Raw genomic sequence first — 13,360 nt, 5'->3', positions numbered from 1 at the left:
CTCGTCGGCCTGCTGCGTCTTTGCTCGCGGTGGAGCTGGAGATCGCGATTGCGGCCCTGTCTTCGATGTGGATGTCCAAAGCAGTGACCTCATCCTCACACGCGGCTGCGATGACCGGTCCGGCGGCGAGGATACGGAGGCTGATGCGCGTCAGGGCCGAGGGCCTCGGAAAGTGATTGCTGGATGAAGCGAAGCGATAACCCACCTTCGAGGTTTCCTCATGCTTCACGTCCACCACGCAGCCCGCCCGAGCGACAGCGCTGGGTTCCAGCGCATGTTCGTCCCGGATCACCTGAGTGTCGGCGTCTTCTTCCCCATCGAGGCATTCCAGCGCGACCAGCCGACCATGCGCGACCAGGAGCGTCTGGCCGTTCGGGCCGAGGAACTCGGCTACGCCGCGCTCTGGACTCGCGACGTCCCGTTACGGGATCCCAATTTCGGCGACCTGGGGCAGGTCTACGACCCGTGGGTCTGGCTCGGCTGGATCGCCGCGCAAACGCGCGAGATCGCCCTCGCGACCGGGTCGATCGTCCTCCCGATCCGGCACCCGCTCCATACCGCCAAGGCTGCCGCTTCCGTGGACCGGTTGTCGAGAGGCCGATTCGTGATGGGGGTGGCGTCAGGCGACCGGCCGATCGAATTTCCGGCCTTCGGCGTCCCCGCGGACGAGCGCGACGTTCTGTTTCGCGAGAACATTGCCGTCATCCGAAAGGTTCTCGAAGAGGAGTTTCCCACGCTGCGCTCGCGCTTCGGAGAGATGCTCGGCAACGTCGACCTGGTGCCGAAGCCGATTGGACGGCTGCCGATCCTCGTGACGGGATCGAGCCGGCAGAGTCCGGAGTGGATCGCCGAACATGCGGACGGCTGGATCACCTACCCGCGCTCGCTTGAGCGCCAGTCCGACCTCGCGGCCCGGTGGCGGGCCACGACGGCAGGTGTAGCGCCGGGGGTGTTCAAGCCTTTCGCCCAATCCCTCTACGTCGATCTCCGCGCCGACCCGCATCACCCGCCGCAACCCATTCATCTCGGGTTCCGCTGCGGTCGTCAATTCCTGCTCGACTTCCTCGTCGCGCTCCGCTCCATCGGAATTCACCACGTGATCCTGAACCTCAAGTACGGCGCCCGCAGCGCGGGCGAGGTGCTCGAAGAAATCGGACTCGAAATACTGCCTCAGTTGAAGATATAACTTCTTGCTTATTGATTTTATAGCGGTATATTTTTTATATTTCTTTGTATACTGCTGGTAATCAGCCGCGCTTGATGCTGGCCAGAATGGCGTCGGCCTGTTTCACCCATGGGAATGGCTTGGGATCGGCGCTCGTGGCCGCGACGACCCGATTGTTCTCGCCGGGCGGGATCCCGGACGCACCCGCATGCATCCCCATCTGCGAGGATCGCACCGGACAACTTCTGAATATCCTCCGCTCGACGCTCTCTGCAATGCCATGACTATTATTTTTTGGAAAAACGCATATCACACCGAGCGCTCTATTCGCATCAGGGATAGCCTCACTCGCCCCCGCTGACGGCCGGCGGACCTTCGGCGCTCCTCTCGATGTGAGGCTCCCGAGCGGCTGTGCGCCGGTGCCCCGTCTCAACACGCGGCCAGGTCTCTCAAAGCCAAGCCTCACAAGTCAGACAAAACCGCAGCGAAACTGATCCGCGTCATGGTCATCGGCGAAGCGGAATGCAGCATCGGCGCGACGCGGCACGCGATCCTCCGCGGTGAACATCGCACGTCCCATTCGGCCCCCGTTCCGGCCGGCCTGTCTCGCGTGAACCTGAAGGAGTGTCCCTATGGCGAAGGCGATCGGCATCGATCTTGGCACGACGAATTCATGCGTCGCCGAGATGGATGGGAGCAGAGCAAACGTCATCGAGAACGCTGAGGGTGGCCGCACGACCCCGTCGGTGGTGGCCTTCACGGAGTCCGGCGAGGTTCTGGTCGGGCAGCCGGCCAAGCGCCAGATGATCACGAATCCGGAAAACACCGTCTTCGCCATCAAGCGGCTGATCGGGCGGCGCTTCGACGACCCGATCACCAAGAAAGACATGGGGATGGTGCCCTACAAGATCGTGCCCGGGCCGAATGGCGACGCATGGGTCGAAATCAAGGGCAAGGCCTACAGTCCAAGCCAAATCTCCGCTTACATTCTGCAGCGCATGCGTGAGACCGCGGAACTGAAGCTCGGCCGAGCCGTCACGCAGGCCGTCATCACGGTCCCGGCCTACTTCAACGATGCTCAGCGCCAAGCCACCAAGGATGCCGGTAAGATCGCCGGCCTCGACGTGATGCGCATCATCAACGAGCCAACGGCCGCGGCGCTCGCTTACGGCCTCGACAAGAAAGGCAGCGGCAAAGTCGCGGTCTATGACCTGGGTGGCGGTACTTTCGATATTTCCATCCTCGAGATCGGCGACGGCGTGTTCGAGGTGAAGTCGACGAATGGCGACACGTTCCTCGGCGGCGAGGACTTCGACAACCGGGTGATCGAATACCTGGCGGCCGAGTTCAAGCGTGAGCAGGGCATCGACCTGACCAGGGACAAGCTCGCCCTTCAGCGTCTCAAGGATGCCGCCGAGAAGGCCAAGATCGAGCTGTCCTCCGCGACCCAGACCGAGGTCAACCTGCCCTTCATCACGGCCGATCAGAGCGGCCCGAAACACCTCAACATCAAGCTCTCGCGGGCCAAGCTCGAAGCGCTCGTCGACGACTTGATCAAGCGCACGATCGGGCCGTGCCAGGCGGCGCTCAAGGATGCCGGGCTGCAGCCGTCCGACATTGCCGAGGTCGTCCTCGTCGGCGGACAGACGCGGATGCCGAAGGTGCAGGAGGCGGTCCAGAGCCTCTTCGGGCGCGAGCCCCATCGCGGCGTCAATCCGGATGAGGTCGTCGCGATCGGTGCCGCGATCCAGGCCGGCGTTCTCCAGGGTGACGTGAAGGACGTGCTGCTCCTCGACGTGACCCCGCTCTCCCTCGGCCTCGAGACGCTGGGCGGCGTGATGACCAAGCTGATCGAGCGCAACACCACGATTCCGACGAAGCGCAGCCAGACCTTCTCGACGGCGGAGGACAACCAGAACGCCGTCACCATCCGGGTCTTCCAGGGCGAGCGTGAGATGGCGGCCGACAACAAGCTGCTCGGCCAGTTCGACCTCGTCGGCATCCCGCCGGCCCCGCGCGGTCTCCCGCAGATCGAGGTGACCTTCGACATCGACGCCAACGGCATCGTCAACGTCACGGCCAGGGACAAAGCCAGCGGCAAGGAACAACAGATCCGCATCCAGGCCTCGGGCGGGCTGGACCAGAGCGAGATCCAGCGCATAGTGCGGGAGGCGGAAGCCCACGCCGAGGAAGACAAGCGGCGCCGTGAGTTGGCGGATGCCCGCAACCAAGCCGATGCGGCGATCTACACGGCAGAGCGCAGCCAGGAAGAGGCTGGCGAGCGTGTCCCTGGCGGCCTCAGGACCGAGCTGCAGCAGGCCATCGCCGCGGTGCGTGAGGCGATCGGCGGCGAGGTCGTCGACCGCATCAGGCAGGCGACGGAGCGGTTGTCCCAGGTGGCACAGCGTCTGGCGCAGGCCGTGAGCGCTCCTCCCGAGGGAGCCGGTGCCGGGGCGAGCGGCGGCGCAAGCAATCCCCAGCCGGAGGTGGTCGACGCGGAATTCGAGGAGCACGGCCGCCAGGACCAGGGCGCGCATTAGCCCACCCTCGGGCGAGGCGTGGCGGCGCGAGGTCTCTGCGCCCGAGCAGGTTTGGAGGCTTCGCCTCACCGTCACGGGCAATCATCAGGGGTGAGCGATGCAGATCGACACGTACACCGATCATCTCAAGGGCTTGATCCAGGCGGCGCAGAGCCTGGCTCAACGAAAGGGCCACCAGCGGCTCACGCCGCTCCACCTCCTGAAGGCGCTGCTCGATGACGAGGACGGCTTGGCCAAGCGGCTGATTCAGTCCGCAGGCGGCCGTCCCGATGCGCTCGCGACGGCGCTCGACCGTGACTTGGCAAAGCTTCCGAGCGTCGAGGGCGGCGGTGCCGGTCAGATCTTCATGGCGCCCGAAACCGCGCGCCTGTTCGACCGGGCCGAGGAGCGGGCTCGCGCAGCCGGGGACAGCTTCGTCACGGTCGAAACCCTGCTGCTCGCCCTCGCGGAGGCCCCGGATCGGCCGGGCGAGCTCCTCAGAGACGCTGGCGTGACGCCGGCGGCCCTCCTCGCCGCCGTCGCCGAGCTCCGCAAAGGGCGCCGGGCCGACAGCGCGTCGGCCGAGGAAGGCTACGATGCGCTGAGGAAGTACACGCGCGATTTCACCGAGGATGCCCGCGAGGGCAAACTCGATCCGGTCATCGGACGCGACGAGGAGATTCGGCGAACCATCGAGGTTCTCTCACGCCGGACGAAGAACAATCCCGTGCTGATCGGCGAGCCGGGCGTCGGCAAGACCGCGATCGTCGAAGGGCTCGCCCAGCGCATGGTCAACGGCGACGTACCCGACACCTTGAAGGACCGGCGTCTCCTGTCTCTCGATCTCGGCGCTCTGCTGGCCGGCGCGAAGTATCGGGGCGAGTTCGAGGAGCGGTTGAAGGCCGTTCTTCAGGAGGTCTCGGCGTCGGGCGACGTGATCCTGTTCATCGACGAGCTGCACACCCTCGTCGGGGCCGGAAAGGCCGAAGGGGCGATGGATGCCTCCAACATGCTCAAGCCCGCCCTGGCCCGCGGCGAGCTGCACTGCATCGGCGCGACCACCCTGGACGAGTATCGCAAGAACATCGAGAAGGATGCCGCGCTCGCCCGCCGGTTCCAGCCCGTGTTCGTCGGCGAACCCTCCGTCGAGGAGACGATCTCCATCCTGCGCGGTCTCAAGGAGAAGTACGAGCTCCATCACGGCGTGCGCATCACCGACAGCGCGATCGTCGCGGCCGCGACGCTGTCCCACCGCTACATCGCGGACCGGTTCCTCCCCGACAAGGCGATCGACCTCGTCGACGAAGCCGCGAGCCGGCTCCGGATCGCAGCGGAGTCCAAGCCCCGGGACCTCGACGAGATCGACCGGCGCGTGATCCAGCTCAAGATCGAGCGGGAGGCCCTGAAGAAGGAGACGGATCCGGGCGCTCAGGAGCGCCTGAAGAGAGTCGAGGAAGAGCTCGCGGCCCTGGAGACGCGGCAGGCCGAGCTGACGGCGCAATGGGAATCCGAGAAGGCGAAGCTCGGAGAGACCAAGAAGCTGAAGGAGCAGGCCGAACAGGCCAGGATCGAACTCGAGCAGGTGGAGCGGCGCGGCGACCTGACCCGCGCCGGCGAACTCCTCTACGCGGTGATCCCGCAACTGGAAAAACGCCTCGCGGAGGCGATGCAGGCGAGCCAGGGCCGGCTGATCAAGCAGGAGGTCACGGCCGAGGACATCGCCGCCGTGGTCTCGCGCTGGACGGGCATTCCCGTCACGCGGATGCTGGAAGGCGAACGCGACAAGCTGATGGCGATGGAAGACAAGCTGCGCCAGCGCGTCGTCGGCCAGGAACCGGCGGTCGTGGCCGTGTCCGACGCGGTCCGGCGGGCCCGCGCGGGTCTCCAGGACCCGAACCGCCCGATCGGCTCCTTCCTGTTCCTCGGCCCGACCGGCGTCGGCAAGACCGAATTGTGCAAGGCGTTGGCCGAGTTCCTGTTCGACGACGAGCGGGCGATGCTGCGCGTCGACATGTCCGAATTCATGGAGAAGCACGCGGTCTCGCGGCTCGTCGGCGCACCGCCCGGCTATGTCGGCTACGAGGAGGGCGGCGTCCTGACGGAGGCGGTCCGGCGGCGGCCCTATCAGGTGATCCTCTTCGACGAAGTCGAGAAGGCTCACCCGGATGTCTTCAACATCCTGCTGCAGGTGCTCGACGACGGGCGGCTGACGGACGGGCAGGGAAACACGGTCGACTTCCGCAACACGATCATCGTCCTGACCTCGAACCTCGGTGCCGAGTTCCTGGCCGCCCTGATGGAGGGCCAGCCGGCCGAGGCCGCCCGGGAGCAGGTCATGGAGGTCGTGCGCCGCGCATTCCGGCCGGAATTTCTCAACCGGCTCGACGAGATCATCCTGTTCAACCGACTGGGCCGCAGCGACATGCGCCGGATCGTCGACATTCAGCTCCAAGGCCTCGACGGACGGCTGGCCGAGCGGAAGATCGCGTTGCACATCGACGATGCGGCCAAGGATTGGCTCGCCAACGCCGGCTACGATCCGGTCTACGGTGCGCGTCCCCTCAAGCGCGTGATCCAGCGCCACCTGCAGAACCCCCTGGCCAAGATGCTCCTGACGGGTGCGATCAAGGACGGCGACACGGTTCCGGTTGTGGTCGTCAACGGCCAACTCACCGTCAACGGCGCCAGCTTGGCACAGGCCGCCTGACGCCGGCCGGGCCAGCAAGGAGGCATGGTATGGCTGACAAGCCCTTGGAGCCCGAGAGTTCTCCGCCCGCATCCGCCGCTCACTCCCCTCCGCCGGATGCTCCCGGGGCGAGCGCGGCACCTGGGTCGGGCACGGACGCGACCGCAGCCCTGCAGGCCGAGAACGCTGCGCTTCAGGACCGCGCCTTGCGGGCCTTGGCCGAAGCGGAGAATACGCGGCGCCGGGCGAAGCGCGACTTGGAGGAAGAACGGCGCTTCGCGGTGACGGGCCTCGCCCGCGAGCTCTTGCCGGTCCTCGACAATCTGCGCCGGGCCATCGCCGCGTCGGAGCAGGCGTCATCTCAGGGCGCGTCGCTCATCGACGGCGTGCGGGCCACGGAGCGTCTGCTGATGGGGGTCCTGCAACGCGTCGGCGTAAAGCAGGTCGATGCCCTCGGCGCGCCGTTCGACCCGTCGCGGCACGAGGCCATGATGGAGGTCGATGACCCCTCGGTCGTGCCCGGGGCCGTGGCCGACGTCATGGAGGAGGGCTACCTCATTCACGACCGGTTGCTGCGGCCTGCCCGCGTCACCGTCACCCGCCGCGGACCGTCCCGGGACGATCACCGTGAGCACACCCCGTCCGAGCCGCATCGGTAGGGCGTCTTCCCCGACGGGTGACGCGCTTCGCCGCAAGACGGCGCAGGGAGGAAGCGTTGAGCGACGATCCCTATGCGATTCTCGGCGTGAAGAGCGATGCCTCCCCGGAGGAGATCCAGAAAACCTATCGCAAGCTCGCACGGAAACTCCATCCGGATCTGAACCCGGGCAATGCGGAGGCGGAAGAGCAGTTCAAGGACGTGTCTCGCGCCTACGATCTGTTGAGCGACCCCGAGAAGCGCGCGCGCTTCGACCGCGGCGAGATCGACATCTCCGGCGTCGAGCGGCCGCGACAGCGCTACTATCGCGACTTTGCCGAGCAATCGGGCGGCCACGCCTATACGAGCGAGGCGGGCTTCGCGGATTTCGACGCCGACGACATCCTCTCCGGGATCTTCGGCCACCGTGCGCGCTCCAATCTCCGGCGCCATGGCGCGGATGTCCGCTACCGTCTCACCCTGGATTTTCTCGATGCGGTCAACGGCGCCACCCGCTCGGTGACCCTGCCGGACGGCGCGACGCTCGATGTCCGCATCCCACCGGGCACACGCGACGGACAGACGCTTCGCCTGCGCGGCAAGGGGGAACCCGGTCAGGGCGGCGCGCCGCCCGGCGATGCCCTGATCGAGATCAGCGTCCGCCCGCACCCGGTCTTCCGGCGGGAGGGCGACGACATCCATTTCGAGCAGGGCGTTCCGCTGCACGAGGCGGTGCTCGGTGGTCGGATCGAGGTGCGGACCCCTGCGGGGCCTGTGACGATGACGCTCCCGAAGTGGAGCAATTCCGGCAAGGTGCTTCGCCTCAAGGGCAAAGGCGTTCCGAGGTCGGACGGGACGGCAGGCGACGCCTACGTCAAGCTGCTGGTCAAGCTGCCGGACAAGCCTGACCCCGAACTCGAACGATGGGTGGCCGAGTGGCATCGGCGCAGATGAGGAGAGGGCGGGATATGGACGAGCGCGAATTTCTGACGCGGGCGAACCTCCGCCCCCACGCCCTTCAGATCTGGATCGAGACCGGCTGGCTCGTGCCGACGCTCCGGGGGGGCGTCTGGCATTACCTGGAGATCGATCTCGCCAGGGCCCAACTGATTCGCGATCTGCAGCACGACCTCGGGATCAACGACGATGGCATCACGGTCGTGCTCGACCTCGTCGATCAGGTCGGCGGCTTGCGGCAGGTGCTCCGCGGGATCCTGCAGGCTCTGCAGGCGCAGCCCGACGCGATCCGTCGGCAGATCGCGGACGAAATCGGCGGCACATGGCCGAACATGACGCCAAACTGACCCGTGTCAGGGCTGCAAGGCGCGCGATCCGCTCATCATACGACATCGCGCCGCCCCGGCAGACCGAGCGCATCGGGCGGGATTTCGCCACGTCCCCAGGGAGGGCCCACACCATGTCTCGAGGACCAGTCGCCTTCCAGCGGTCGGGCAGTTCGACCAGGCGCGGCATGCCGGGCCCGCTGTTTACGCCGCTTCTCGCCCTCTACCACGATATGAACCGCCTGCTCGAGGACGCGGCAGGGGAGGGCGCCCGAGCCTCGGGTGCCGCGCTCCTCGTCCCGGACATCAACGTCACGGAGACGGAGCATGAGGTGCGCATCACCGCCGAGGTGCCCGGTGCGCGTGAGGCGGATGTCGAGGTGATGATCGATGACGACACCTTGCTGATTCGCGCCGTCAAGGAGATCGAGCGCCGGGACGATCGGCAGAACTTTCACGTGAGTGAGCGCGTCTTCGGCACCTTCCAGCGTGCTCTCGCGCTGCCGTTCCGTGTCGATCCCGACCAGGTCGAGGCTCGGGTCGAGAACGGGGTGCTCACGATCACGCTCCCCAAGTCCGAGGCGCAGCAGCGGACGCGGCGGGTCCAGGTTCGTGGCGCCGACCAAGCCTCCGCAACGGCGGCCTCGCCCAGTCAGAACGGCGCCGAGACGCGCCACCCGGACAAGGCGCCTGCGTAGACCGGGCCGCGCTGACCGGACCGGATCACGGGCCGGTCCTTCTGAAACACCCCGAACGGCGAGGATGGCTATGCCTGGTGGAACCGCTCGACCCTCACCTGTCGGTTGGACCTCGGTCGACACCGACGTGATGAACCATTCGCTGGCCCGGAACTGGTGGCTGATCGCCGTCCGGGGCGTGCTCGCCCTCGTGTTCGGCATCCTGGCGCTCGCGATGCCGGTCTCGACCTTGATCTCGCTGATCCTGGTTTTCGCCGCCTACATGCTGGTGGACGGGATCTTCGCCATCGCCGCATCGCTGCGGGCGGCGCGGCATAGCAGGCGCTGGGGCGCTCTCTTCATCGGAGGCATCGTCAACATCATCACGGGGGTGCTTGCCGCCGTGTGGCCCGGCATCACCGCCCTGGCCTTCGTGGTGATGACGGCGGCCTGGTCCATCATCTCGGGGGGCGCCATGCTGGTCGCGGCTTTCCGCCTCAAGCGCGACCATGGACGGTGGTGGCTCGCGCTGGGCGGACTGGCATCGATCGCTTTCGGGATCCTGCTCGTCATGGCGCCGCTCGTCGGTGCCGTGGTGCTGACGTGGTGGATCGGGATCTATGCCCTTGTGTTCGGTGCCGCCATGCTGGTGCTCGCCTTCAGGCTGCGCGAACACCGCAACGATCGGCCGACTCCCGCAATGGCGCAGCCGGCCTAGAGCGCTGCCCGATCGCGTTGCAATCGGCCAGCGCTCTCGGTTCTCGATTTTGCCGTCTGTCCCCCCGGACCGGCATCCACTTCAGCGGAATATGCTCCAGCTGAACCGAACGCGATCACCCTCGGCGTGACGTCGCGAGCCGCGCCGCAACAACCTCAATGGTTCGGACCGAATGGTCGCCCACACCACGAACTCTCTGCTTGGATCGCCATCGTTCCAGAGAAGCGGCGCGCGGTTTCGGGCGATTTTCGTGCCGGCGTTTCGGTACGCCGCTCGGACTGACGGGCGACCCGCGGTCGGGCACACGGTTGAGCCAGGGAGGTCGACCCATGAGCGAAGAGGGACGTCTCATCGTCTGCCCGCACTGCGCGAGCATCAACAGGGTTCCCTTATCCAAGCCGGCCAAGGCGGCGCGGTGCGGGCGGTGCAAGCAGGCGCTGTTCATCGGACATCCGGTTCCGGTCGACGCTGCCCGTTTCGACCTGCATATTCAAAAGAACGACATTCCGGTCGTTGTTGATTTCTGGGCCGAATGGTGCGGTCCCTGCAAGGCAATGGCCCCCGTCTTCGAGAAAATTGCCGCCGAACTTGAGCCGGATTTTCGGTTCCTGAAGGTCGATACCGAAGCGGAGCAGAGTTTGGTGGCGCGGTACGGTATCCGCAGCATTCCGACAGTCACGCTATTCTGGAAGGGCGAAGCGATCGCCCGGCGTGCCGGTGCGGTCGACACCGGGACTCTCCGAGCTTGGCTCCGGCAGCACAAGATCCCGTGACGGCCCGCCCGGGCGAGAAGTGGGAGGCGGGGCCGAACTGACGGGCATCAGTGCGGCGTGGCGGCACCGCGGCGAGCGATGACGGTGATCGGGCGTTTTATGAGAGACACTTAAGCTCAAGGGTGGTTCCATGACTGCGCTTCCTGTCGCCGGCATCGCTCGGTTCGAACACTTCTTCCGGGAAACAGATGAGCTCGTCATCGACAAGAGCGATCTGAAGCGCCTCGGCAGCGTCATCGACCGCAAGCTCCGAGACCTGGTTCTGCGCGCGGGAGCCATCGCCAAGGCGAACGGCCGCGAGATCGTGGAGCCTCACGATCTTCCGATCACCAAGGGCTTCCAAGAACGGATCCACGCGTTCCGCGCCGTGAGCAATGCCGCGGCCGTCAAGGAGAGCCTCGCCCCCCTCACGAGCGGGCCGGCCTCGATGGCGGCCTGCAGCGACGACACCGAGGCGTGGCTCCCCGAGATCGCTGGCGGCCTTTGCCTCACGCTCTCTCGGACCTTCAAGATCACCGACCCTCGCCTGAAGAATCCGCAGACGGAGCACTGGGACCGAGCGGAGCGGCTGCTCGATCTCCTCATGTGAAGGCTACTCTGTACGAACCCGGCCTGCCTGCGGCGCACCTTCAGGTCGGCTTTCATGGGCGCGATGGGGGCGATGGCTGTTCGGGCGTGCGGTTCTCGGCGGCGGGATGGTCGTCCTGCTCGAGGATGATCCTCGGTCGGGCAAACGCGATGCCTTTCTCGGCGAAGGCCTGCTGGATCGACTGGAAGACGACGCGTCTCATGGTGAATTGCTCCATCGGATACGTCATGTATTTGACGCCGATGATCATCGCCGTCTCCTCCATGCGCCTCACGCCTTGCGACTTGGCGGGCTGCAGGAATTTGGGCCCGTGCTCGGGATCTTGCAACAATGTCTCGCCGACGCCCTTGATCACTTTGCGGATCAGCTCGAGGTCCGCATCGAACGGCACCCGCAGTTCGAGCTTCATGATCGCCCAATCCCGACTGTAATTCGTGAGATGTCTGATCTCGCCGTACGGGATCGTGTGCAGCCGTCCTCTCGGGTGCCGAAGGCGCAGGCTGCGGATCGAGATCTTCTCGACGGCGCCTTCCAGGTTTCCGACCTGGATATACTCGCCTAATCGCACGGCGTCGTCGAGGAGGAAGAAGAGGCCGGAGACGATGTCCTTGATGAGCGTCTGCGAGCCGAAGCCGATCGCGACGCCGACGATCCCCGCCCCTGCCAGGAGCGGCATGACATTGACACCAAGAGCCGTCAGCGAGACGAGCAAGCCGGCGCAGACGATGCCGGTGAGCGCGAACACCCTGAAGAGCGCGAGCAGGGTGGCGGTGCGGGAGGCCGGGACGATCTCCTCCCCGTTGCTCTCCTGAGGGCCCGCGGTCGCACCGGCGCCCGCGTCGGGCCTGATCCGTCGGTCGATCAGCGCCTTCGTCAGTCCCCAGGCGAGGGAGGCGAGAAGGAAAGTGATCGTGATGTCCACGGTCGCCCGCGCGAGTCGCGCCGTCCACGATTCGCTCGAGGCTGAGGGGAACAGCGGGATGTTCCAGATCGCCGCCGCGGCCATGAACCCGATGGCGGTCAGGAGCAGGGGCAGCCAACGCCGCAAGGAGGCGAGGAGCCGGTGAGCGGTGTCCTCCTCGCGGGCCCACGGACCGGCCTCCCGATCGCAACGCGCCGGGAGACCCGCACCGAGGACCGCGTCGATGAACGGCAGGATCAGCACCAGCGACAGCGTGAGCAGGCCCGCCACCCACGCATCCGCTCGCCCCGACAGGCCGAGGGCCGCGGTGACGAGGTAGAGGAGCGCGATACCGACGAGGGCGAGAGACCGCCAGCGAGGCGATCGGTCGGCCCGAGAGGTCTCTCCATCATCACAGGCGGGATCGCGGCCCGGCAGCCGCGCGACGCTGGCGGCGGCGGCGAGGGCGAGACTGACGCCGGTCCACAAGACGAAGACCACGAGCGAGAGAAGATCCGGGGACACGCCCGCGAAGCTGAGCAGGCTGACGAGCAGCTGCCCGAACGCGCCCAGTGCACCGAAGGTCACGATCAGGATGTGCATGCGACGGGCGGAGACGTCGCTCAGGGCGACCAACCGGTCGGCGGCGCTCGCCGGCGAGAGCGCGATCCGGGACGCCAAGCAGAGGAGGCGGGTGACGGTGAGCGCGGTGATCGTGCCGAGCGCGAGGACCTGCAGTTCCGGCCCGGCCCGGGCGAGCGCGACATACGTGCCCAAGGCGCCGCATTGAAAGGCAACGATGCGAGCGATCCCGCGGACTGCCCTTCGGCCAACCTTCGAGAGCCGGTCGTGCGGAGACGGACCCGCGTCCTCCCGCGCCGGAGGCCCGGGCGCTTGCGGCTGGAGAAGCGACGACCGGACGACGAGTTCGACGAGGAAGCCGCCGGCGAGGATGCAGGCCAGCCCCACCCATCCGTGGATGCCACCGGCGCTGTCGTTGGATCGGAGCCATCTCGACAGCGCGCCGGGCACGGCCGAAATCTCGGCGCCAGCCGCGACGGTCGCACTCAGCCCTTGGCCGAACCGGTTCAGGACACGGCGGTAGCCCAGCAGGAAATCGGCCGCCTGGGGTGCCTGGCCGGCATTCCGGGGTGCGACCTGCGGAACGTCGGCGTCGGAGGCCGGCTCGGCCGCGGCGAGCCGGTCCGCACGCGCCGCAGCGCCGAGCCACACCGTGCCGGCGCCCGACAGGCGAGGCTTCGTCGCGGGAGAACCGACGCGAGGGGCGTCTGGCGGAGCACTGAGCCGCGCGACGGAGGACGCGCAGCAGGACAGGAGCATCGCAGCAGCCAGCACCATCGGTGCCGATCCGGCCCGGCGCGGGGCGCGGCCGACCCCGCAGCATCCCACTC

General features: G+C 66.9%; 11 protein-coding genes. 10 read left to right on the top strand and 1 reads right to left on the bottom strand.

Annotated elements, in window-relative coordinates:
* Window positions 1-220 precede the first annotated feature (220 nt).
* The 10 genes from ACW9J6_RS07440 (at window position 221) to ACW9J6_RS07395 (ending at window position 11,047) form a co-directional block, all read left to right on the top strand.
* Window positions 221-1,186 (top strand): LLM class oxidoreductase, encoded by a 966-nt coding sequence (locus tag ACW9J6_RS07440; RefSeq protein ID WP_457115817.1) that lies wholly within the window; start codon window positions 221-223, stop codon window positions 1,184-1,186.
* 611 nt (window positions 1,187-1,797) lie between these two features.
* Window positions 1,798-3,705 (top strand): molecular chaperone DnaK, encoded by a 1,908-nt coding sequence (gene dnaK / locus ACW9J6_RS07435; protein WP_457115816.1) that lies wholly within the window; start codon window positions 1,798-1,800, stop codon window positions 3,703-3,705.
* A gap of 97 nt (window positions 3,706-3,802) precedes the next feature.
* Window positions 3,803-6,391 (top strand): ATP-dependent chaperone ClpB, encoded by a 2,589-nt coding sequence (clpB, locus tag ACW9J6_RS07430; protein ID WP_457115815.1) that lies wholly within the window; start codon window positions 3,803-3,805, stop codon window positions 6,389-6,391.
* A gap of 29 nt (window positions 6,392-6,420) precedes the next feature.
* Window positions 6,421-7,029, top strand: coding sequence for a nucleotide exchange factor GrpE (locus ACW9J6_RS07425; protein ID WP_457115814.1), 609 nt, complete (start codon window positions 6,421-6,423; stop codon window positions 7,027-7,029).
* 56 nt (window positions 7,030-7,085) lie between these two features.
* Window positions 7,086-7,961 (top strand): DnaJ C-terminal domain-containing protein, encoded by an 876-nt coding sequence (locus tag ACW9J6_RS07420; protein ID WP_457115813.1) that lies wholly within the window; start codon window positions 7,086-7,088, stop codon window positions 7,959-7,961.
* Between the two features lie 14 nt (window positions 7,962-7,975).
* On the top strand, window positions 7,976-8,311 hold the full coding sequence (locus ACW9J6_RS07415; protein ID WP_457115812.1) for a chaperone modulator CbpM: 336 nt from the start codon (window positions 7,976-7,978) through the stop codon (window positions 8,309-8,311).
* Window positions 8,287-8,988 carry an Hsp20/alpha crystallin family protein gene (locus ACW9J6_RS07410; protein ID WP_457115811.1) on the top strand — a complete coding sequence of 234 codons (702 nt, stop codon included), beginning with the start codon at window positions 8,287-8,289 and terminating at the stop codon, window positions 8,986-8,988. Before ACW9J6_RS07415 ends, ACW9J6_RS07410 begins: the two co-directional genes overlap by 25 nt.
* Window positions 8,989-9,118: 130 nt before the next feature.
* Window positions 9,119-9,685: an HdeD family acid-resistance protein gene (locus ACW9J6_RS07405; RefSeq protein ID WP_457115810.1), complete on the top strand. Its 567-nt coding sequence runs from the start codon at window positions 9,119-9,121 to the stop codon at window positions 9,683-9,685.
* A gap of 329 nt (window positions 9,686-10,014) precedes the next feature.
* On the top strand, window positions 10,015-10,458 hold the full coding sequence (trxC, locus tag ACW9J6_RS07400) for a thioredoxin TrxC (protein WP_457115809.1): 444 nt from the start codon (window positions 10,015-10,017) through the stop codon (window positions 10,456-10,458).
* A 130-nt stretch (window positions 10,459-10,588) separates the two neighbouring features.
* A complete protein-coding gene (locus ACW9J6_RS07395; RefSeq protein ID WP_457115808.1) occupies window positions 10,589-11,047 on the top strand; it encodes a DUF1931 family protein in 459 nt (152 codons plus the stop codon).
* Window positions 11,048-11,099: 52 nt separating this feature from the next.
* Here the strand turns inward: ACW9J6_RS07395 and ACW9J6_RS07390 are convergent, their stop codons facing one another.
* The gene (locus ACW9J6_RS07390) at window positions 11,100-13,307 is read right to left on the bottom strand and encodes a mechanosensitive ion channel family protein (protein WP_457115807.1); all 2,208 of its coding nucleotides are present in this window, start codon (window positions 13,305-13,307) and stop codon (window positions 11,100-11,102) included.
* Window positions 13,308-13,360 lie beyond the last annotated feature (53 nt).

This window comes from Methylobacterium sp. JK268 (genome assembly GCF_054052225.1).
Note: the sequence above shows the minus strand (reverse complement) of the source record. Positions and strands in the feature narration are given on the sequence as shown.

Coding starts and splice junctions, on each gene's coding strand:
- dnaK (WP_457115816.1), top strand. CDS start 1,798: ATGGCGAAGGCGATCGGCATCGATCTTGGCACGACGAATTCATGCGTC.
- trxC (WP_457115809.1), top strand. CDS start 10,015: ATGAGCGAAGAGGGACGTCTCATCGTCTGCCCGCACTGCGCGAGCATC.
- ACW9J6_RS07405 (WP_457115810.1), top strand. CDS start 9,119: ATGAACCATTCGCTGGCCCGGAACTGGTGGCTGATCGCCGTCCGGGGC.
- ACW9J6_RS07410 (WP_457115811.1), top strand. CDS start 8,287: ATGGCCGAACATGACGCCAAACTGACCCGTGTCAGGGCTGCAAGGCGC.
- ACW9J6_RS07425 (WP_457115814.1), top strand. CDS start 6,421: ATGGCTGACAAGCCCTTGGAGCCCGAGAGTTCTCCGCCCGCATCCGCC.
- ACW9J6_RS07415 (WP_457115812.1), top strand. CDS start 7,976: ATGGACGAGCGCGAATTTCTGACGCGGGCGAACCTCCGCCCCCACGCC.
- clpB (WP_457115815.1), top strand. CDS start 3,803: ATGCAGATCGACACGTACACCGATCATCTCAAGGGCTTGATCCAGGCG.
- ACW9J6_RS07395 (WP_457115808.1), top strand. CDS start 10,589: ATGACTGCGCTTCCTGTCGCCGGCATCGCTCGGTTCGAACACTTCTTC.
- ACW9J6_RS07440 (WP_457115817.1), top strand. CDS start 221: ATGCTTCACGTCCACCACGCAGCCCGCCCGAGCGACAGCGCTGGGTTC.
- ACW9J6_RS07390 (WP_457115807.1), bottom strand. CDS start 13,307: ATGGTGCTGGCTGCTGCGATGCTCCTGTCCTGCTGCGCGTCCTCCGTC.